The organism is Micromonospora sp. NPDC051227 (assembly GCF_044455385.1).
Classification (GTDB): Bacteria; Actinomycetota; Actinomycetes; order Mycobacteriales; family Micromonosporaceae; genus Micromonospora.
The window spans coordinates 1-18,703 of record NZ_JBITET010000024.1; the positions used below are offsets into that span (position 1 = coordinate 1).

General features: G+C 70.4%; 18 protein-coding genes and 2 tRNA genes. 7 read left to right on the forward strand and 13 right to left on the reverse strand.

Annotated elements, in window-relative coordinates; all coding sequences use genetic code 11:
• The first annotated feature begins 525 nt into the window (after window positions 1–525).
• Window positions 526–750, forward strand: a complete 225-nt coding sequence (locus ACIA47_RS31915; RefSeq protein ID WP_112584164.1) for a hypothetical protein — start codon at window positions 526–528, stop codon at window positions 748–750.
• A gap of 3 nt (window positions 751–753) precedes the next feature.
• Here ACIA47_RS31915 and ACIA47_RS31920 read toward each other — a convergent pair whose 3' ends face one another.
• From ACIA47_RS31920 to ACIA47_RS31945, 6 genes are all read right to left on the reverse strand, one after another.
• Window positions 754–1,551, reverse strand: a complete 798-nt coding sequence (locus ACIA47_RS31920) for a carbon-nitrogen hydrolase family protein (protein WP_396712123.1) — start codon at window positions 1,549–1,551, stop codon at window positions 754–756.
• A 138-nt stretch (window positions 1,552–1,689) separates the two neighbouring features.
• The gene (gene clpX, locus ACIA47_RS31925) at window positions 1,690–2,985 is read right to left on the reverse strand and encodes an ATP-dependent Clp protease ATP-binding subunit ClpX (protein ID WP_030333537.1); all 1,296 of its coding nucleotides are present in this window, start codon (window positions 2,983–2,985) and stop codon (window positions 1,690–1,692) included.
• A 209-nt stretch (window positions 2,986–3,194) separates the two neighbouring features.
• Entirely contained in the window at window positions 3,195–3,857 is a 663-nt protein-coding gene (locus tag ACIA47_RS31930) for an ATP-dependent Clp protease proteolytic subunit (protein ID WP_030333536.1), read from the reverse strand.
• Window positions 3,858–3,867: 10 nt separating this feature from the next.
• Window positions 3,868–4,509 carry an ATP-dependent Clp protease proteolytic subunit gene (locus tag ACIA47_RS31935; protein ID WP_007464111.1) on the reverse strand — a complete coding sequence of 214 codons (642 nt, stop codon included), beginning with the start codon at window positions 4,507–4,509 and terminating at the stop codon, window positions 3,868–3,870.
• Between the two features lie 222 nt (window positions 4,510–4,731).
• Window positions 4,732–6,078, reverse strand: coding sequence for a trigger factor (tig, locus tag ACIA47_RS31940; protein ID WP_203120587.1), 1,347 nt, complete (start codon window positions 6,076–6,078; stop codon window positions 4,732–4,734).
• A gap of 138 nt (window positions 6,079–6,216) precedes the next feature.
• Window positions 6,217–6,290 (reverse strand) — tRNA-Pro (locus tag ACIA47_RS31945).
• 319 nt (window positions 6,291–6,609) lie between these two features.
• On the opposite strand from ACIA47_RS31945, the gene ACIA47_RS31950 reads away from it, so the two are divergent.
• Both ACIA47_RS31950 and ACIA47_RS31955 read left to right on the forward strand, forming a co-directional pair.
• Window positions 6,610–6,683: transfer RNA gene (locus ACIA47_RS31950), tRNA-Gly, on the forward strand.
• Window positions 6,684–6,903: 220 nt separating this feature from the next.
• On the forward strand, window positions 6,904–7,296 hold the full coding sequence (locus ACIA47_RS31955) for a hypothetical protein (RefSeq protein WP_203120600.1): 393 nt from the start codon (window positions 6,904–6,906) through the stop codon (window positions 7,294–7,296).
• Window positions 7,297–7,407: 111 nt separating this feature from the next.
• On the opposite strand, the gene ACIA47_RS31960 is transcribed toward ACIA47_RS31955, so the two are convergent.
• Both ACIA47_RS31960 and ACIA47_RS31965 read right to left on the reverse strand, forming a co-directional pair.
• Window positions 7,408–8,238: a hypothetical protein gene (locus ACIA47_RS31960; protein WP_396712126.1), complete on the reverse strand. Its 831-nt coding sequence runs from the start codon at window positions 8,236–8,238 to the stop codon at window positions 7,408–7,410.
• On the reverse strand, window positions 8,235–8,744 hold the full coding sequence (locus ACIA47_RS31965) for a SigE family RNA polymerase sigma factor (RefSeq protein ID WP_396712128.1): 510 nt from the start codon (window positions 8,742–8,744) through the stop codon (window positions 8,235–8,237). The genes ACIA47_RS31960 and ACIA47_RS31965 overlap by 4 nt, the downstream gene beginning before the upstream one ends.
• Window positions 8,745–8,923: 179 nt before the next feature.
• On the opposite strand from ACIA47_RS31965, the gene ACIA47_RS31970 reads away from it, so the two are divergent.
• On the forward strand, window positions 8,924–11,071 hold the full coding sequence (locus tag ACIA47_RS31970; protein ID WP_396712130.1) for a M14 family zinc carboxypeptidase: 2,148 nt from the start codon (window positions 8,924–8,926) through the stop codon (window positions 11,069–11,071).
• Between the two features lie 94 nt (window positions 11,072–11,165).
• Window positions 11,166–11,432 carry a hypothetical protein gene (locus ACIA47_RS31975; protein ID WP_203120603.1) on the forward strand — a complete coding sequence of 89 codons (267 nt, stop codon included), beginning with the start codon at window positions 11,166–11,168 and terminating at the stop codon, window positions 11,430–11,432.
• Window positions 11,433–11,597: 165 nt separating this feature from the next.
• On the opposite strand, the gene ACIA47_RS31980 is transcribed toward ACIA47_RS31975, so the two are convergent.
• A complete protein-coding gene (locus tag ACIA47_RS31980) occupies window positions 11,598–12,143 on the reverse strand; it encodes a hypothetical protein (protein ID WP_203120604.1) in 546 nt (181 codons plus the stop codon).
• 140 nt (window positions 12,144–12,283) lie between these two features.
• Here ACIA47_RS31980 and ACIA47_RS31985 point away from each other — a divergent pair, with 140 nt between their 5' ends.
• Entirely contained in the window at window positions 12,284–12,625 is a 342-nt protein-coding gene (locus ACIA47_RS31985) for a hypothetical protein (RefSeq protein ID WP_203120605.1), read from the forward strand.
• Window positions 12,626–12,636: 11 nt separating this feature from the next.
• On the opposite strand, the gene ACIA47_RS31990 is transcribed toward ACIA47_RS31985, so the two are convergent.
• The 4 genes from ACIA47_RS31990 to ACIA47_RS32005 form a co-directional block, all read right to left on the reverse strand.
• Window positions 12,637–13,104: a ribose-5-phosphate isomerase gene (locus tag ACIA47_RS31990; RefSeq protein ID WP_112584153.1), complete on the reverse strand. Its 468-nt coding sequence runs from the start codon at window positions 13,102–13,104 to the stop codon at window positions 12,637–12,639.
• Between the two features lie 87 nt (window positions 13,105–13,191).
• On the reverse strand, window positions 13,192–14,391 hold the full coding sequence (locus ACIA47_RS31995; RefSeq protein ID WP_203120606.1) for a DUF1015 family protein: 1,200 nt from the start codon (window positions 14,389–14,391) through the stop codon (window positions 13,192–13,194).
• Window positions 14,392–14,480: 89 nt separating this feature from the next.
• Window positions 14,481–14,996 (reverse strand): hypothetical protein, encoded by a 516-nt coding sequence (locus tag ACIA47_RS32000; RefSeq protein ID WP_396712134.1) that lies wholly within the window; start codon window positions 14,994–14,996, stop codon window positions 14,481–14,483.
• Between the two features lie 181 nt (window positions 14,997–15,177).
• The gene (locus ACIA47_RS32005) at window positions 15,178–15,804 is read right to left on the reverse strand and encodes a disulfide bond formation protein DsbA (protein WP_396712137.1); all 627 of its coding nucleotides are present in this window, start codon (window positions 15,802–15,804) and stop codon (window positions 15,178–15,180) included.
• A gap of 223 nt (window positions 15,805–16,027) precedes the next feature.
• On the opposite strand from ACIA47_RS32005, the gene pepN reads away from it, so the two are divergent.
• Window positions 16,028–18,577 (forward strand): aminopeptidase N, encoded by a 2,550-nt coding sequence (pepN, locus tag ACIA47_RS32010; protein ID WP_396712138.1) that lies wholly within the window; start codon window positions 16,028–16,030, stop codon window positions 18,575–18,577.
• Window positions 18,578–18,703: the final 126 nt, after the last annotated feature.

An 18,703-nucleotide genomic window follows, 5' to 3' on the forward strand; every position in this document is an offset into this window, starting at 1 on the left:
ACCAGCGCTATCAGCGCCAGGCACTTTTACTACGTTACCCGCTCGTTTCCGCCGTGTCAAACCGATATTTCGCGGTTCGTCGTGCTTCACCCGAAGAATGCGGATAGTGTTGCTTGCTCGAGTCCACGATGACGCACGTCGTTACCGACGTTCGTTTCTGTCGTGGGAAGCCGCAGACCGGCCGATCGCCGCTTCGCGGCTCTCCGCCCGGCTCCTGCCGGCTCCGAAACTCTACCCGGTCGGCTCCGCGTTCGCAACCCCGTTACCGGAGTAGTTCCGCACCGCCCGATCCTCAGTCCCGCTCGGCGTTCCCGCCACGGGCCTGGCGCCCGTTCTCGGCCGGTTTGTCCGGCCTCCCCCGTGCAGAGAGAAAGTTACGCGGACGGCCCGGAGAAGGCAAATCAGGGTTCATCACTGGTTCGAACGAAGAGCCCCCACCGCCCCCGGCACTGCCGAGGACCGAGCACCTCCACTCCCCGCCACAGCCGAGGACGCGGGCCACCTCGACGTGTCAGAGTGTCAGTCATGGATGAGTCCGGGCACGGCGCCAGGGTGTTCGCCGAGGAGGCGCTGCTCGGCCTCATCGGGCCGTTCTGGCAGGTGGTGATCGGCGCTGTCGTGCTGGTCGTACTTGTGCTCTCGGTGGGACGACTGGCCCGACGGGGCAGGTCCCGGATGACCACGGCGCTGCTGGTCACCGCGGCGGCCATCGCCGGGTTCGCGGTGATCGGCGTCCTGCTCGAGGGCTGAGGTTCAGAGCCGGCGGTTGGCCAGGCTGGGCAGCTCGGCGCGGATCGTGTCGAGCCGGTCCAGGTCCAGGTCGACGACGGAGACCCCGGGGCCGTCCGGCACCTGGCCGATGACCGTCCCCCAGGGGTCGACCACCATGCTGCGGCCGAAGCAGGTGCGACCTGGCTCGTGGTCGCCGGTCTGACCGGCCGCCGCCACGAAACACTGGTTCTCGATAGCCCTGGCCCGCAGCAGGACCTCCCAGTGGTCCCGGCCGGTGTGCATCATGAACGCGGCCGGAACCACCAGCAGCTGCGCGCCGCCATCCGAGGCGAGCAGCCGGTACAGCTCCGGGAAGCGCAGGTCGTAGCAGATCGACAGGCCGACCCGCAGCCCCTCGACGTCGACCACCACCGGTTGGACCCCGGGCGCGACACTCGCCGACTCCCGGTAGGAGACCCGACCGGGGATCTCCACGTCGTACAGGTGGATCTTGCGATAGCTCGCGGCCAGACTGCCGGAACGGTCGAAGACCAGGGAGGTGTTCCAGGTGTGGTCCGGGTCCGGGCCGGCCTCGTGGAACGAGCCGGCCACCAACCAGATCCCAAGCCGCCGGGCGACCCCGGCGAAGAAGCTGCCCACCTCACCGTCGACCGACTCCGGTTCGGGCAGCCCACCGGCAGGACCCAGATAGTCGACGTACTCCGGAAGGACGGCGAGATCCGCGCCGCCGGCGGCGGCGCGCTCCAGTAGGGCCTCCGCGGCCGCCAGATTGGCCTTACGGTCGTCCCGGGCGTTCAGCTGGCAGACGGCGACACGCATGAGCAAAGGGTACGGCTGGAGGGCTCTGACGGACAGCGACACAGTTCGGCCAGCACGGCCGGTGGTCACGGGCGAACAGCGCCGAACACGATCACGCCGGCCGCTCAGGATCGAACGGCCGGCGTGACGCGGGAAGGATCAGGCGGACTTCTCTTCGCGGTCGCGCCGAGCCCGGCGCCCGGTGAACTCACGCGGCACGATCGTCGGGTTGACGTTCTCCAGGACAACCTCGCGGGTGATCAGCACGCGGGCGGCGTCGGGGTTGCTCGGCACCTCGTACATCGCGGAGAGCAGAACCTCCTCGATGATGGCCCGCAGACCACGGGCACCGGTGCCCCGCAGCATCGCCTGATCGGCGATGGCTTCCAGCGCCGGCTCGTCGAACTCGAGCTCGACACCGTCCAGCTCGAACAGTCGCTGGTACTGCCGGACCAGGGCGTTGCGCGGCTCGGTGAGGATCCGAACGAGGGCGCTGCGGTCCAGGCTGCGAACGTTGGTGATCACCGGCAGCCGGCCGACGAACTCGGGGATCAGCCCGAACTTGAGCATGTCTTCCGGCATGACCTGGCTGAAGATGTCGTCGGTCGACCGCTCGGAGACCGACCGGAGTCGGGCGCCGAAGCCGGTGCCGCCCTGCCCGGTGCGGGACTCGATGATCTGATCGAGGCCGGCGAACGCGCCACCACAGATGAACAGCACGTTCGTGGTGTCGATCTGGATGAACTCCTGGTGTGGGTGCTTACGGCCACCCTGCGGCGGCACGTTGGCCACCGTGCCCTCGAGCATCTTGAGCAGGGCCTGCTGCACGCCCTCGCCGGAGACGTCCCGGGTGATGGACGGGTTCTCCGACTTGCGGGCGATCTTGTCGACCTCGTCGATGTAGATGATGCCGGTCTCGGCGCGCTTGATGTCGTAGTCGGCGGCCTGGATCAGCTTGAGGAGGATGTTCTCGACGTCCTCGCCCACGTAGCCCGCCTCGGTCAGCGCGGTGGCGTCGGCGATGGCGAACGGGACGTTCAACATCCGGGCGAGGGTCTGCGCCAGGTGGGTCTTGCCGCACCCCGTCGGGCCGAGCAGCAGGATGTTGGACTTGGCCAGCTCGACGGCGTCACTGCCGGAGCCCGGCGCGCCGGCCGCCTCGGCCTGGATCCGCTTGTAGTGGTTGTAGACCGCTACTGCGAGCGCCTTCTTGGCCTGATCCTGACCCACGACGTAGGTGTCGAGGAACTGGCAGATCTCCATCGGCTTGGGAAGCTCTTCCCACTTCACCTCGCCGGACTCGGCCAGCTCCTCTTCGATGATCTCGTTGCAGAGATCGATGCACTCGTCGCAGATGTAGACCCCTGGGCCCGCGATGAGCTTCTTGACCTGCTTCTGCGACTTGCCGCAGAAGGAGCATTTCAGTAGGTCGCCGCCGTCACCGATCCGTGCCACCTACGTTCTCCCTGCACTCATCGGCCGGAGACCCGGCCCTGACCTGCGGACGTTGCGCGCCGCCCGGCTTAGTTCGCGCCGCCGGCCCAACCGGCGAAGCGGTACGGACCCGACGTTACCCGCTGGCGGGGCATTCTCCGACCCCCAAAACGGGTGTGTCAGAGGTCGGCCGGGAACGGAGCCCCGGCCAACCTCTGACCCGGTACAGCTCAGCGGGCGGCGTTGGCCGCCAGCAGACCCTTCTTGCGGCTGGTCAGGATCGTGTCGACCAGCCCGTACTCCTTGGACTCCTCGGCCGTCATGATCTTGTCACGGTCGATGTCCTTGCGAACCTGCTCGATCGGGCGGTTGCAGTGGCGGGACAGCATGTCCTCCAGCTGCGTACGCATCCGCAGGATCTCCCGGGCCTGGATCTCGATGTCCGAGCCCTGCCCGTAGCCGCCCTCGGTGGCCGGCTGGTGGATGATGATCCGCGAGTTCGGCAGGGCCATCCGCTTACCCGGCGTGCCCGCCGAGAGCAGCACGGCCGCCGCACTCGCCGCCTGCCCGAGGCAGACCGTCGAGATGTCCGGGCGGACATACTGCATGGTGTCGTAGATCGCCGTCATGGCGGTGAACGACCCACCCGGCGAGTTGATGTACATGATGATGTCGCGGTCCGGGTCGGTGCCCTCGAGCGTCAGCAGCTGGGCCATCACGTCGTTGGCCGACGCGTCGTCCACCTGGACGCCGAGGAAGATGATCCGGTCCTCGAAGAGCTTGTTGTACGGGTTCGACTCCTTGACCCCGTACGACGTGCGCTCGACGAACGACGGCAGCACGTAGCGGTTGTGCACGGCCGCGAACTGGGGCGGCAGGCTCAGATCGGTCATCGTCAGCTCCTCAGCTCAGGGTCCCGGCGCCATCCGGAACCTGTGCGGCCCCGATGATCACCTTGTCGATGAAGCCGTAGTCCATGGCCTCCTGGGCGGTGAACCAACGGTCCCGGTCCGAGTCGGCCTCGATCTGCGACTGGCTCTGGCCGGTGTGGTGCGCGACCCGCTCCTGGAACATCCGCTTCGTGTAGAGCATCTGCTCCGCCTGGATGGCGATGTCGGACGCCGTGCCGCCCAGACCACCGGACGGCTGGTGCATCATGATCCGTGCGTGGGGCAGGGCGTACCGCTTGCCCTTGGTGCCCGCGCAGAGCAGCAGCTGACCCATCGAGGCAGCCATGCCCATCGCCACGGTCGACACGTCGTTGTCGATGAACTGCATGGTGTCGTAGATCGCCATGCCGGAGTAGACCGAGCCACCCGGCGAGTTGATCCACAGGTTGATGTCGCGGTCCGGGTCCTCCGCGGCGAGCAGCAGCAGCTGCGCGCAGATGCGGTTGGCGACCTGGTCGGTCACCTCACTGCCCAGGAAGATGATGCGTTCCTTGAGCAACCGGTTGTAGACCGAGTCGTCGAGGTTGCCAATGGAGTCGCCACCGCGCGCGTCAATCGCCCGGAGCGACTTCTTGGGGATGTGCATGTCGGTCATGGCAGCCCTTCGCTCTCCGTACCGTCTTTCCCGACACTAACCGCTGTGCGAGGCGGCAGAGTCCCGGTCGGGGCAGTGTTCGCTCTCAGCGCAGCTGTGTCGGGCGTACCCGCGGCGCGGGCTTCCGGGCGTACCCGGCAGTGCTTGCTGCCCGGGGCGTACCCCGGAAAGGGAGACGGCCGCCGTCCGCCGCTGAGCGGGGACGGCGGCCGCACCCGACGATCAGTGGTCGTGGTTGTGCTCCGCCTCGTTGGCGGCGCGCAGGGCGTCGAGGGTGATCCCGTTGCCGGCCGAGTCCTTGATCGTGATCTTCTCCATGACGGCCGCGAGCGCCTTGCCCCGCCGCACGTCGCCGAAGACCGCGGCGGCCGCGCCGGAGCGCACCAGCTGGTCGTAGTACTGCTGCGGGGCCATCCCGGCACGCTGCGCCCGGTGCACGATCTCGTGCCCGAACTCGTCGTCGGAGACCTGCACGTCCTCCGCGTCGGCGAGCGTGTCCAGCAGGAGCTGCACCTTGACGCCCTCGGTGGCCGCCTCGGTCAGCTCGGCGTCGATCTGCTCCTCGGTCTTGTCCTCGGCCGCGAGGTACTCCTCCATCGAGGCGCCGATCCGCTCCAACTGGTCGACCATCGCCTGCTTGCGGCTCTCGACCTCCTCGCGGACGACACCCTCCGGAGCCGGGATGTCGGCGGCCTCGACGAGCTGGGCCAGGGCCTTGTCCCGGGCGGCGTAGATCTGCTCGACCTGCTTGCCCTGGGTGACCCGGTTCCGCAGGTCGCCGCGCAGCTCCTCGATCGTGTCGAACTCGCTCGCCATCTGGGCGAACTCGTCGTTCAGCTCCGGCAGCTCCTTCTCCTTGACCGTGCGCACGGTCACCGCCACGTCGGCGTCCCGACCGGCGAAGTCGCCGCCGACCAGCTGGGTGGTGAAGGTGGTGTCGTCGCCGGCGGCGAGGCCGACCACGGCCTCGTCCAGGCCCGGCAGGAGCTGCTTGCTGCCCACCTCGTGGGAGATGTTGCTCGCCTGGCCGCCCGGCACGTCCTCGCCGTCGACGGTGGCGTTCAGGTCGATCTGGACGTAGTCGCCCTCGGCGGCGGCCCGCTCGACGGTCTTGAGGGTCGCGAAACGCTCCCGCAGGTTCTTCACCTGCTCGTCGATCTCGCTCTCGTCGATCTGCAGCTCGTCGACGGTCACCTCGATGGTGCTCGCGTCCGGGATGGTGATCTCCGGACGGACGTCGACCTCGGCCGTGAAGTTCAGCGAGTCGCCGTCGTTGAACTCGGTGATCTCGACCTCCGGACGCCCCAGCGTCTTCAGGTCGTGCTCACGCACCGCGGCGAGGATGTTCTCCGGGATGGCCTCCTGGACCGCCTCGTTCAGGACGGTGCCCCGGCCCACCCGCTGGTCGATCACCGCGGTCGGCACCTTGCCCCGGCGGAAGCCCGGAACCTGGACCTGCGAACCGATCTCCCGGTACGCCTTCTTGAGGCTCGGCTCGAGCTCGACGAACGGCACCTCGATGGCGAGCCGCACGCGCGTCGGGCTCAGAGTCTCGACGGTGCTCTTCACAGGCGTACTCCTTGACGGATCTCAGTTGAGTCTGGGCGTGATTCAGCCCATCGAGTGTAGGCGAGCCGGCCTGACGCTCCGGCATCGCCCGGGGGCCGCACTGGGCGGCACCCGGGGCGGCCCGGCCGCGGACGACAGTCGGGGTGGCGGGATTTGAACCCACGGCCCCTCGCTCCCAAAGCGAGTGCGCTACCAAGCTGCGCCACACCCCGTGGCGACGTGCAGTCTATGCCGTCGCCACGCCTCAGTCGGTGCCGGGGCATCCCCCACCCGGACACATCACCCGAAAATTACCATTCCGCTCCGTCCGCGTGCCGCCAAGATCCGCAGGGCGGCTTCAAATCCGCACACTTCACGGATGCAGGGGTCTCCTGGCACGGCGAGGCCACTACATCCCGCAGGTCGTGCGGATCTTGGGTCGCGGTACCGCCGGGTCGCGGACGACGCGGCACCGCGAGGCGGCGACGCGGTTACGCGTCGGGCGTCGACATTGGGTACGCTAGGGGCGCGTCCTGCTTCGGCGGGATGCACGCGGGCGTAGCTCAATGGTAGAGCTTCAGTCTTCCAAACTGACTACGCGAGTTCGATTCTCGTCGCCCGCTCCACGCACGAAGGCCCAGGTGGACCGCATGATCGCGGCACCTGGGCCTTCCCGTCTCCCCCATCCTGGATCTTGCGTGCCGCTACCCGGGCCGCGACCGGCTGCATTGTCGGTGAGGAGCAGCCCCTTGCCCCGCTGACAGCCGACCAGCCGCGGCGCCAGAAGTTCGGAGTTCGCCGATACGGCTCCTGTGCAAACGATGACGGGCGGCCGAGACTGTAGCGATGTCACCCGATGGTGAGGACGCCCCGCGCAGGCAGGTCCACACTGCCGCTCTGCTCATCGTCGCCGGCGTGCTCGTCCTCTTCGTCCCGGCAGGCGACGAGGGCAGGGTCCTCGTGCCCATCAGCGAGGGTCACGGGCTGTCCGCCGTCGACGGGATCGGCGCAGGGCTGCTGGCAGTGGGCGGCACCTGGCTGGAGGTGCTGGTGGTACGACGCCTGCCGCACCTCGCCCTCCCCCCGCGGGCCCTGTTCGCACTCGGCCTGCTGGCTGGCCTCGGCGTGGGGCTCCTGGTCGCCTCGGTGTTCGCCGGGTTCTTCTGGTGGTGGGCGGTCGGCGCCACCACCCTCGGAATTGCCCTCCTCGTCCTCGTGCCCCTCACTGCGCGCCGTTGAGAGAGACGCGCCGCAGCCCGTACGGGTCACGGCGGTTTTGACACACGGCAAGGCCCAGGTGGGCCGCCGGCGGCGGCACCTGGACCCACTCGGCGAGGCCGAGTCGCCGTGTCACTTCAGGTGGAACCGTTCGTCGACAGCGAGGGCCGCCAACTGCGGCACGGAGAACGGCAGCTTCGTCAACGCCGGCCGGCTCTCGTCCAGCCGCACGCCCTGTGCCACGAAGACCACCACGCCGTCCGGGTGCCGGTACGCCGACCACTGGTCGAGCCGGTCGTCGCTGCCCGGTCGGACCACCACGCCGACCCGGACGGCTCCGACGGTCTCGACCTGGCACTCGCCCCGCATGCCCCAGAATTTCTGGGCCAGGTCGCACGGCTCGGTCGGCAGTTGGTTGCCGGCGCCGTGCACCTCGACGATCACGCGACCGGTGCCCGTGCCCTGCGCCACGGCCACCGAGGACAAGTAGCTCCACACGTCGACGCCGTCCACCTTGGCCTCGAACTGCGCCTGGTGGGTCCGCAGCGTCCGCTCCTCGGCGGACCGGCTCGACGGGTCCTCCGGCGTGGTGTAGCCGGAAGGTATGACCGAGACAGCCTCGGTGAGCAGGTGGGCTCCCTGCTCGTACCTGGACCCGGCCCGCGCGGTCCGGTCCTCCTGCGGTCGCCCGTCCGGCCCGGTCGGCCACGGCTCCTTGGTGTCCGAAGAAGCCAGTGGCCCCTGGCCCGCCGGTTGGTAGACGTGGCCGTCCGGAGTGGCGACCGCCGCGAAGCCGGTGACCGCCAGCACCACAGCCGCCGATCCGAGGGACGCCCACAGCGCGCGTCGACGGAAGTGCGTCCGCCGTGCCGCGCCGAGCGCGGCTGTCGTACTCAATGGTGGTGGCGGGGTTGTGCCCGCCATCTCGCTGCGCAGCCCCTCGCGCAACTCTTCCTCGTTCATCGCTCCCCCATCTCGATCCCGCTGTAGGTGGGGCTCAGGAGGCCGCGCAACGTGTTGAGCCCGCGTGCCGCCTGACTCTTCACCGTCCCTGGAGAACACTCCAGCAGCGCCGCGACGTCCTCGATCGACAGGTCCTCCCAGTACCGCAGAACCAGCACGGCCCGCTGACGCGGTGCCACCCGGGCCAGCGCCTGCAGCAGCACCAGTCGGCTCTCCGGCGAGTCGGGCGGGGCCACCTGCTCGGCGTCCTCGCCACCCACTCGTTCACGCCGCCACCAGCCGCGACGGCGCTCGTCGAGGAAGGTCCGGATCAGGATCTGGCGCACGTAGCTGTCGAGCACCTCATGCCGGGAGATCCGGTTCCAGACCCGGTAGAGCTTGACGAACGCGGTCTGGACCAGGTCTTCGGCACGGTGCCAGTCGCCGCACAGCAGGTACGCGGTGCCGCGCATGGCACCGGACCGTGCCGCGAAGTACTCGGCGAACGCCTTGTCGCGATCGCTCATTCAGGCCTCCGATCCCCGTTTCGAGTTAGTCACGCGGGGTCTGGCTCCGGGGGTTGCTCCGGATCTCGCGGACATGTCACGGGATCAACGCCGGGAAGCCGCGAAGGACGCCTTGACAGTTGTCGATCTGTGCACTGGTGTAAGGACCAAGCACATCGACGTCCGTCACAGGAGGGCACATGATCGTCCGACGACGGTGGACAGCTGCCGCCACCACAGTGATCCTGTTCAGCGCAGTGTTGTCCCATCCGGCTTCCGGAGCGGCCGCACCCGCCGACCCGGCCGCCCCGATCTCTCTGAGTGCCACCGAAACCGCACTGGTCCGAGTCCAGCTCCGCGATCAGGCCCAACTGGACCGGCTCGTCGCCACCGGCGCGGACCTGGCCAACCGGCCCCGGGCGCGGGACGGCCGGATCCTCGCCGACCTGGTGCTCAGCGGCACGCAGCTCGGCGAACTGACCGCGCAGGGCGCGACGGCCGTGCAGATCGTGCAGCGCGCCGGGGACGGCAACCGGCACTACGCCGACAGCGTCCGCGCGGCTCAGGCCCGCACCGCCGCCGGGCTGCGCGCGCCGGCCGCAGGCCAGCGGTCCACCGCCGCCGCCACTGCCGTGGACACCCTCCAGGTGCAGCAGGCGTACTGGTGGACCACGACCGGACAGACCTTCCTGCAGGCCCAGGTGGCGACCACCGCCACCGACGACCCGGACGTGGAGATCACCGTCAGTTGGCGCACGGCGGACGGCGCCACCGGCTCGTTCCCGCTGTACCGGTTCGAGGACTCGGGCGAGTACCAGTACCACTACAACCTTCCCCAGCCGGTGCCGAACCGGCCGGTTCAGTTGACCGCCACCTCCAGCCTCGGCGGGGTCAGCCGGGTGGTCACGCCGGCGCTCTGGCCGAACGCCTCCCCGCCCCCGCTGCCGGCCGGCTACCAGAAGGACTTCATCGACGCGTACCTCACGCCGATCGACATCCAGGCGCGGATCAAGCGGCTGGCCCGCCAGTACCGGGACCTGGTGGACGTGATCGACCTGCCGAACAAGACCCAGGGATACCGACGCAACGCCGTCGGCTACCTGGGCGACCCCGCGGTGGCCGCCCTGGTGGTCGAGTCGGTCCGCTTCGGCGACCAGAACATGAACGGCGTACAGGTGCGAACGGTCGACCCGGGTCGGGCGAACCGGCCACTGACCGTCGGCTACCGCGACCGCGTCCTCACCGTGTCTCTGGCCACCGACACCGCGGGCAAGACGGTGAGCACCACCGACGAGGTCGCGGCGGCGATCAACGCCCGTCAGCCGGACCGGTTCCGGGCCACAGTCGAGGACGGCTCGGCCGGGCTGCCGATGCCCGTCGCCGGCCCCACCCGACTCGACGACGGCCTCCAGGGCACCGAGGTGCCGGCGCGGCCGTGGACGGTGCAGGCGCTGCGCCTCGGCGTACACCGCGACGGCTCCCGGGTCGGGGTGCTCGCGTACTCCCAGGAACACGCCCGGGAGTGGGCCACCCCGCTGGTGACGCTGGAGTTCGCCGAGCGGATGCTGGCCAACGCCCGGACCGACCCGGCCACCCGCGAGCTGCTGGAGCAGGTCGACATCTTCGTCATCCCGATGGTCAACCCGGACGGCGCGAACTACTCGTTCAACGACTTCAACTTCCAACGCAAGAACCTCGTCAACCACTGCACCGGCGCGGCCCGCGACCCGAAGAACCGCACCTCGTGGGGCGTCGACATCAACCGCAACTACACCGTCGGGTCGTACTTCGACGGCTACGTGGGCGCCAGCGCCAACTGCCTGTCCGGTAACTACGCGGGCACCGCCGAGCTGTCCGAGGCGGAGAGCGGCAACGTGATCGCGCTCGCTCAGGACCACCCGAACATCAAATTCGCGATGAACGTGCACTCCTACGGCGGGTACTTCATGTGGCCGCCGGGGGCGTACCGGGCCGACGGCAGGGTCACCCTGCCGCGACCGTCGATCGACGAGTCGACGCTGTTCCTCAACAGCGCCCGGCGGATCGTCGGCGCCATCGCCCAGGAGCGCGGCACCGTCACCTGGCCGTCGCAGACCGGACCGGTCGCCGACGTGCTCTACTCGGCCGCCGGCAACTCGGCCGACCAGCTCTACTACGAGCTGGGTATCTTCGCCTGGGACTTCGAGGTCGGCAACGACCGGTGGAACCCGGCGACCAACCAGTGGGAGGGCGTCGGCTTCCAGCCGCCGTTCGACGAGGCGCACGGCGAATCCCAGGAGTACGCCGGCGGGCTGGTGGAGATGGTCCGGGTGGCCCGCGACTACGCCGCCGCCGAATCCGCCGGCTGATCCCTCAGCGATGCCGCGTCCACTCGTCGGGGCGCGGCATCGCTGGCCGGGTTTCACCCGTTTCCGCCGGGTGCCTGGTGGGTAGGGCCCGTTCATGGACACAAACACCACGGCCCACCTGGCGGGCGGCCCCCGTGACGGCAGCACCCACGAGACCGGCAACGAGGCACTCGTCGAGGTGGAGATCGACGGCCTGATGCACCGCTACATCAAGACCACCAAGCAGCACGACGATGGTCGACCGCTCTACAACTACGACGGGGCGGTCGCCCCGGACGGCGGCGAGCCCGGCGTCGAGGATCCGGCCGCCCGGGTCGCGTCGCCCCGAGCCGACGCCGAGGGGCACGGCGGCACCCACTGACCGCCGCACCAACGGGATCACGCAAGCCCACGAAGGAGGTACCGGTCGGAGCGGCCGGCCACGGATGAACCGCGGCCGGCCGGGTAAGCGGCGACCTTGCCTGGTGGGGAGACGACCGGGTGCACGGGTGGGCGGTCTCGGACCGGCCCGCCCGTGCACGCCCGGTCAGTTCGAGGAGATCCAGTTCCAGACCGAGACAACCCACTCGGTCTGCTGGAGCCACGCCACGCCGAGGCCGACGAGGAACACCGCCGTCGCCAGGTGGGCACCTCGGGCGCTGCGCCGGACCCGGCCCAGCTGCCGCTCCAGCACCACCCGGCCGACCAGTCGGAACAGGGCGAACAGGCCGACCGCCACCAGCAGGCTGAGCACCAGCACCAGCAGCGGGCCGCTCAGGTCACCCTGACCGGCCAGCGCCCAGATCCCCCAACACACGAACGCGAAGAGGCCTGCCGCCGCGCTCCACTCACCGCCGCGCCGCAGCTGCGCCATCCGCGAGCTCAGTGAGCGGCGGGGCACCGGTTCGCCGGGCCAACCGGTGCCGGTCGGCTCCTGCTCGACCACCGGGAACGGCTCCGTCCGCGGGGTGCGCGGCTCGCCCACCGGAGCGACCCCCCGGCGGAACCCGTCACGCTGCGGCGGCACCCCGACGCCGGCCTGCGGTGGCACCTCCACGGTCCGCTCCGCCCACGGCTGCGTCTGGTCTGCCATCTCGTCCTCCCCCTGACCGACGGCAACAGCACCGCCTTGATTCGAGGGTAGCCAGCCGGCAAATCGGTCGCCGACCCCCGTCCGGGACCCGCGGCCCCGCGACGGTCCCGGATCGAACCCGACCAGGGTACGGTCGGCTGATGGGTGACCCCGACCGACGACGGCGACGGCTGCGCCACCACGCCGACACCGAGACGGCCAGACCGGGTGCGGACGGCCCGACGGTCAGCACGCCGGGCGTGCACGACGGTGACGAGCCCCCGCCGCGACGCAGAAGCACGGGCAGCGACGAGCGCGACGGCGAGCGGGGGCTGCGCGGGTTGGTCGGTTCCGGCTCGTCCCAGGTGGGGCTGAGCGCGGCGCTACGGGCCCGGGACGCGGCCCGCCCCACCGACGACGACCTGGCCGAGGCGGAAGCCCGGGTGGTGGTCGTCCGGCGAAACTGGGTGCCCCGCGAGGAACTGCCCCGCTCGCCGCGCTGAACGCCGCACAGTCAGGGCAGGTCGGGCAGCTTCCGGGTCCGCTCGTACTCGGCCACCTGGGCGATCCGACGAGCGTGCCGCTCGTTGCCGGAGAACGGCGTGTTCAGGAACGCCTCGACGATGCCGGTCGCCTCGTCCAGCGTGTGCTGGCGGGCACCGATGGCGACGACGTTCGCGTCGTTGTGCTGGCGGGCCAGCTGAGCGGTCTCGACGCTCCAGGCCAGCGCGGCGCGGACGCCGGCGACCTTGTTCGCGGCGATCTGCTCACCGTTGCCGGAGCCACCGATGACCACTCCGAGGCCCGTCTCGTCGGCCACCACCTGGTCGCCTGTGTGCAGGCAGAAGGTGGGGTAGTCGTCGTCCGGGTCGTAGCTGTGCGGGCCGACGTCGACCACGTCGTAGCCCTGCATGGCCAGGTGGTTGGCCAGGTGCACCTTCAACTCGAAACCGGCGTGGTCGGACCCAAGGTAGACGCGCATACCGGGCAGTCTGTCAGGCCGCGCTCGGGGACGTCACAGGGGCGGCGTCCCCGAGCCGGGTTCGTCACACGGTCGTGAGGATGGCACTCAACGCGGCAGCTCGGCGACGACCAGACCGCCGCGCGCCTTCGGGGTGAACCAGGTGCTCTTGCGGGGCATCTTCTCCCTGGCCAGGTTGACCGCGACGAAATCCGCCACGGTCACCGGCGCGATCAGGATGGCCAACTCGGCCCGACCGGCGTCGACCTCACCGGTGAGCCAGCTCGCCGGGTAGTCACCGCCGACATAGGTGATCCGCTTGTCACCCGGGTCCAGACCGAGCGCGTCGCGCAGCACCAGCCGCTCGACCAGGGCGTGGTCCAGGTTTTCCAGGCGGGCGGAGGCGGTGGCGGGCAGGCGCACCGCGTACCCCTGGCCGTCGAGGCGGAGGTGCACGGTGCCGCCGGCCGCCGGGACCTCGACCGGGCCGTCGATCGGCTCGACCTCGGCGCCCGCGGCCCGCAGCCGGTCGAGCAGCTCGGCCGGGGTGGTGGTCAGCTCGCTGACCAGTCGGTTGTACGGCTGGATGGCCACCGACGCGGGGGTGGTGACCACGGCCAGGAAGCGCGGCAGCCCGCCGGTCTGGGCGGCCAGGCTGCGGTGGTTGCCGTCCGCGACGACCAGGTCCCCGCCACCGGCGAGAGCGGTCAGTGTGGTCTGCTCCGGGCCGGGGCCGAGCAGCCAGATGGCGTGCGTGCGCCCCGCCTGGTCGGTGTCCGTCGCGGCGGGCGCGCCGGCCGTGTCGGTCGCCGCCGCGAGCGCGGCGTGCAGCTCGTCGCCACGCCCGGTCTGGAGCAGGAGTACGGGTGAGAGCAGGTGGCCCAGCGCGTCGGCCAGCGCCACCCGCTCGCGCACCTTTGCGATGAAGACGTCCTCGTTGCGGATGACCAGGCCGGGCTCGTCCGCCCGGGTGGAGATCTGGTCGGTGTCCACCATCGCGAACAGCCCGTACGCCGACTCCTCACCGGGTGCGCTGATCCGGTAGAGCACCACCACCTGCTCGGCGGGGGTGTAGCTGCCGTCGGCTTTGGCCTCGACGAGGCGGGCCACCGCGTCCGGCAGCGCGTCGAGGAACGACTTGCCCAGGCTCTGCGGGGCGCGGTGCGGCATCTCGATGCCGAGAGCGCTGTGCGGGTTCGACTCGATGATCGCGGTGATTTCCGCGTCGTCGGCGAACTCGTCGTAGTTTTGCGCGCCGGTGCCGCCAGTGGTGACCCAGGCCCGGGTGATCGGATGCACGACCGTCATGCCCACTGACGCTACCGGCGACGGTGTCGCCGCCGACGGGGACCCGCGGGGCGTCCACCAGATGAAAGCGCCCAATGGGGTCCCGGTGGTCAGCCGGCGCGGTCGGAGGTGCCCCGGCGGTGCCTACCCGCGCTCACCGGCCCACCGTTGCCACGCCGACCGGTCCCGATCGGCCCGGTGTTCAGGGCGCGGCGGGGCGACGCGGGCGGCCCCGGCACCGGACGGTCGGGAGGAGGCGTCGGAACGGGCCGCGGGCTCAGCGGCGGCGTCGGCACCGGGCGAGCAGGAGCCGGCGCCGGCGGCGGGGGCGCTGGTTCGGCCGGCGCCGCCCCCGACGGCACCAGCGCCGGCGCGTCGGTCGGCACCGCGTCGACGGGCGACGGCAGAGAGTCGACCGCCCTGGGCGGGGTGAGCCGGGACGTCACCGGGACCCGGGCCACGCCCACCACGATGGGCGGCGCGAGCAGATCCACCAGATGGGCGGGCAGGTCCGGGCGGACCGTCGGCCAGCGGGAGTCGTCGACGGACCAGTAGTCCCTGCCGGCAGTCTCGATCACCCCCTGCCGGGTCAACTGATCGTCACCGGACGCACGGTGCTTGGCCATCGGGATTTGCCTCCACGAACTGCGGCGTGCGGCCCTGAGGGTCGCTGCGGCGGACACCGAGGGAAACGACGCCGCCCGCCTCCCGGTGACGCCACGACCCTCCGCCGACCTCGGCACCCGACGAGAAACGCCCCCGTCCGCGCGACTGACGAAGCACGGACGGGGGCGCGCCGGTCGCCGCTCAGTCGAAGATCGGGTCCTGCTCGCGGGTGCGCTTGAGCTCGTAGAAGCCCGGGGTGCCGGCGACCAGCAGCACGCCGTCCCAGAGCCGGCCGGCCGCCTCCCCCTTCGGAGCCGGAGTGATCACCGGGCCGAAGAACGCGACCGGGGTGCCGTCCGGGCCGGGCGCGTGCACGACCGGCGTGCCCACGTCCTGCCCGACCGGGCGCATGCCCGCCTCGTGGCTGGCCCGCAGCGCCTCGTCGTAGTCGGTGCTGTCGGCGGCCGCGGCCAGTGCCGGGTCGAGGCCGGCCTCGGTGAGCGCGGCCACGTACAGCTCCGGACCCCGCTCCTGCTTCTGCAGGTGGATCCGGGTGCCGAGCGCGGTGTAGAGCGGGCGCAGCACGTCATTGCCGTGCAGTTGCTCGGCGGCGATGCAGACCCGCACCGGGCCCCAGGCGGTCTTCAGGAACTCCTTGTACTCCTCGGTCAGCTCGTCCCGGCCGTCGTTGAGCACGGACAGGCTCATCACGTGGAAGCGGATGTCCACGTCCCTCATCTGCTCGACCTCGAGCAGCCAGCGGGAGGTGATCCAGGCCCACGGGCAGGCCGGGTCGAACCACATGTCGGCGGTGACACGCTCGGTCACGGTGAGATCCTTTCGCGACGGGTGGCGCCGGCAGCGGTCGGCGTCTCAGGAGAATCCTCACCCCGCAGCGCATCGACCGGCACCCGAATGAGAGCGTGACCTCGGCCACCGCGGGCTGCCCGTACATGGAAGACTCGAATCGGGCCAGCCGTCACGAGCGGTAGGCGAACGGGCGCCGCCGGGCGTACGGCGACATGTGGGATGGAGACGAACAGTGCCGGGAGTGCGCAACCTGACGCAGGTCGAGGCGACCGAGCGGGCACGCCTGCTCAACGTGACGGGGTATGACATCAGTCTGGACCTGTCCAGCGCCGTGCTGGCGGCCGACGGCCGCACGTTCAGGTCGACGACCGAGGTCCGGTTCCGCTGCTCCGAACCGGGCGCGAGCACCTTCATTGAGCTGGCCGCCGAGTCGGTGCGGTCCGCGACGCTGAACGGCACGCCCGTCGGCCTCTCCGACTGGTCCGCCGAGAAGGGCCTGACCCTGTCCGGGTTGGACAGCGACAACGTCCTGGTGGTCGATGCCGACTTCGGTTACTCCAACAGCGGCCAGGGTCTGCACCGGACGGTCGACCCGGTGGACGGCGAGACGTACCTCTACAGCCAGTTCGAGACGGCCGACGCGCAGCGGGTGTTCGCCTGCTTCGACCAGCCCGACCTGAAGAGCGTCTACACCTGGCACGTCACCGTGCCGGCGCACTGGCGGGCGGTCTCCAACATGCCGGTGCAGCGGGAGGAGTCGGCGGGTGAGGCGCTCAAGACGCTGCACTTCACCGAGTCGCCCCGGATGAGCACCTACATCACGGCGATGTGCGCCGGGCCGTACCACGAGGTGCGCGACACGCACGACGGCATCGACCTGGGGGTGTTCTGCCGGGCGTCGATGGCACAGTACCTGGACTCCGACGACCTGTTCCTGATCACCAAGCAGGGCTTCGACTTCTTCCACGAGAAGTTCGGCGTCCGCTACCCGCTGCCAAAGTACGACCAGCTCTGGGTGCCCGACTTCAACGCCGGCGCGATGGAGAACTTCGGCTGCGTGACGCACGCCGAGTCGCACTACCTGTTCCGCTCGCAGGTCACCGACTTCGAGTACGAGCAGCGGGCCAACACGATCCTGCACGAACTGGCCCACATGTGGTTCGGTGACCTGGTCACCATGCGCTGGTGGAACGACCTGTGGCTGAACGAGTCGTTCGCCGAGTGGGCCAGCCATTGGTGCAACACCAACGCGACCCGGTTCACCGAGGCGTGGACGACCTTCCTGTCCATCCGGAAGAACTGGGGCTACCGGCAGGACCAGCTCTCCTCCACCCACCCGGTCTACACCGAGATGCCGGACATGGAGGCCGTGGAGGTCAACTTCGACGGCATCACCTACGCCAAGGGCGCGAGCGTGCTCAAGCAGCTCGTCGCGTACGTGGGTGAGGAGCCGTTCGTGGCCGGGCTGCGGGCCTACTTCGGCAAGCACGCCTGGGGCAACGCCACCTTCGACGACCTGCTCACCGAGCTGGAGGCCGCTTCCGGGCGGGAGCTGCGCAAGTTCGCCGCGCAGTGGTTGGAGACCGCGCAGGTCAACACGCTGCGGCCGGAGGTGACCATCGGGGCCGACGGCACGTACGAGCAGGTGCTGGTGCGGCAGGAGGCCCCGGCGGCGTACCCGACGCTGCGGACCCACCGGATCGGCGTGGGCCTGTACGACCTGACCAACGGACGGCTGGTCCGTCGGGAGCGGTACGAGGTGGACGTGACCGGCGACCACACGGATCTCGCCCCGCTGCGTGGGGTCCGGGCGGCCGACGTGTTGCTGCTCAACGACGACGACCTCAGCTACACCAAGCTGCGCCTCGACGAGCGCTCGATGGCGACAGTGGTGCAGCACATCGGTGGCTTCGACTCGTCGCTGGCCCGCGCTCTCTGCTGGACCGCCGCATGGGACATGATCCGCGACGCCGAGCTGTCCGCCCGCGACTACGTGGCGCTGACGCTGAGCGGGCTGCCCGCGGAGACCGACATCAACCTGGTCACCGCCACCCTGCGGCAGGCGACCACCGCGCTCACCCTGTACGCCGACCCGGCCTGGGCGCCGACCGGCTGGGCCGACCTGGCCCGTACCGCCCGCGACGCACTCGCCGCCGCCGAGCCCGGCAGCGGGTTCCAGTTGGCCTGGGCCCGTGCGTTCACCTCGGCGGTCCGCTCCGAGGAAGACCTGGCCACGCTGCGCGGTTGGCTGGACGGCACCGGCATGCCGGCCGGGCTGACCGTCGACACCGAGCTGCGCTGGTCGGTCCTCGCCGCGCTGGTGGCCAACGGTGCCGCCGGCACCGCCGAGATCGAGGCGGAGCTGAGCAGCGACCGCACGGCCAGCGGCGAGCGGGAAGCCGCGTACGCGCACGCGTTGATGCCGACGGCCGAGAACAAGGCCGCCGTGTGGGCCCTGCTCACCGGCCCGGACGCGCTGCCCAACTGGCGGCACCGGGCGCTGTTGCAGGGCTTCGCCCACCCGGCGCAGGTGGAGCTGGTCGCCCCGTACCGGGAGCGGTACTTCGCGGCGGTCGGGCAGGTGTGGGCCACCCGGGACAGCGAGCCGGCGCAGGAGTTCGCCCAGCTGGCGTACCCGACCTACCTGGTGGAGGACGACACGGTCGCGGCCACCGACGCGTGGCTTGCCGGTGACGGGCACCCCGCCCCGCTGCGTCGACTGGTGGCCGAGGGCCGCGACGGTGTGGTGCGGGCGCTGAAGGCCCGCGCGAAGGACGCCCAGAGCGCCTGAGCAGCGGTTGTCCCGGCCCCGGGGCCGGCGTGGGTGTGAGCCCGCGCCGGCCCCGGCCTGTCAGTTGGGAAGATCGTGCTCGAACATGGAAACAGGGGCCTCAGCCGCAGCCGAGACCCCTGTTTC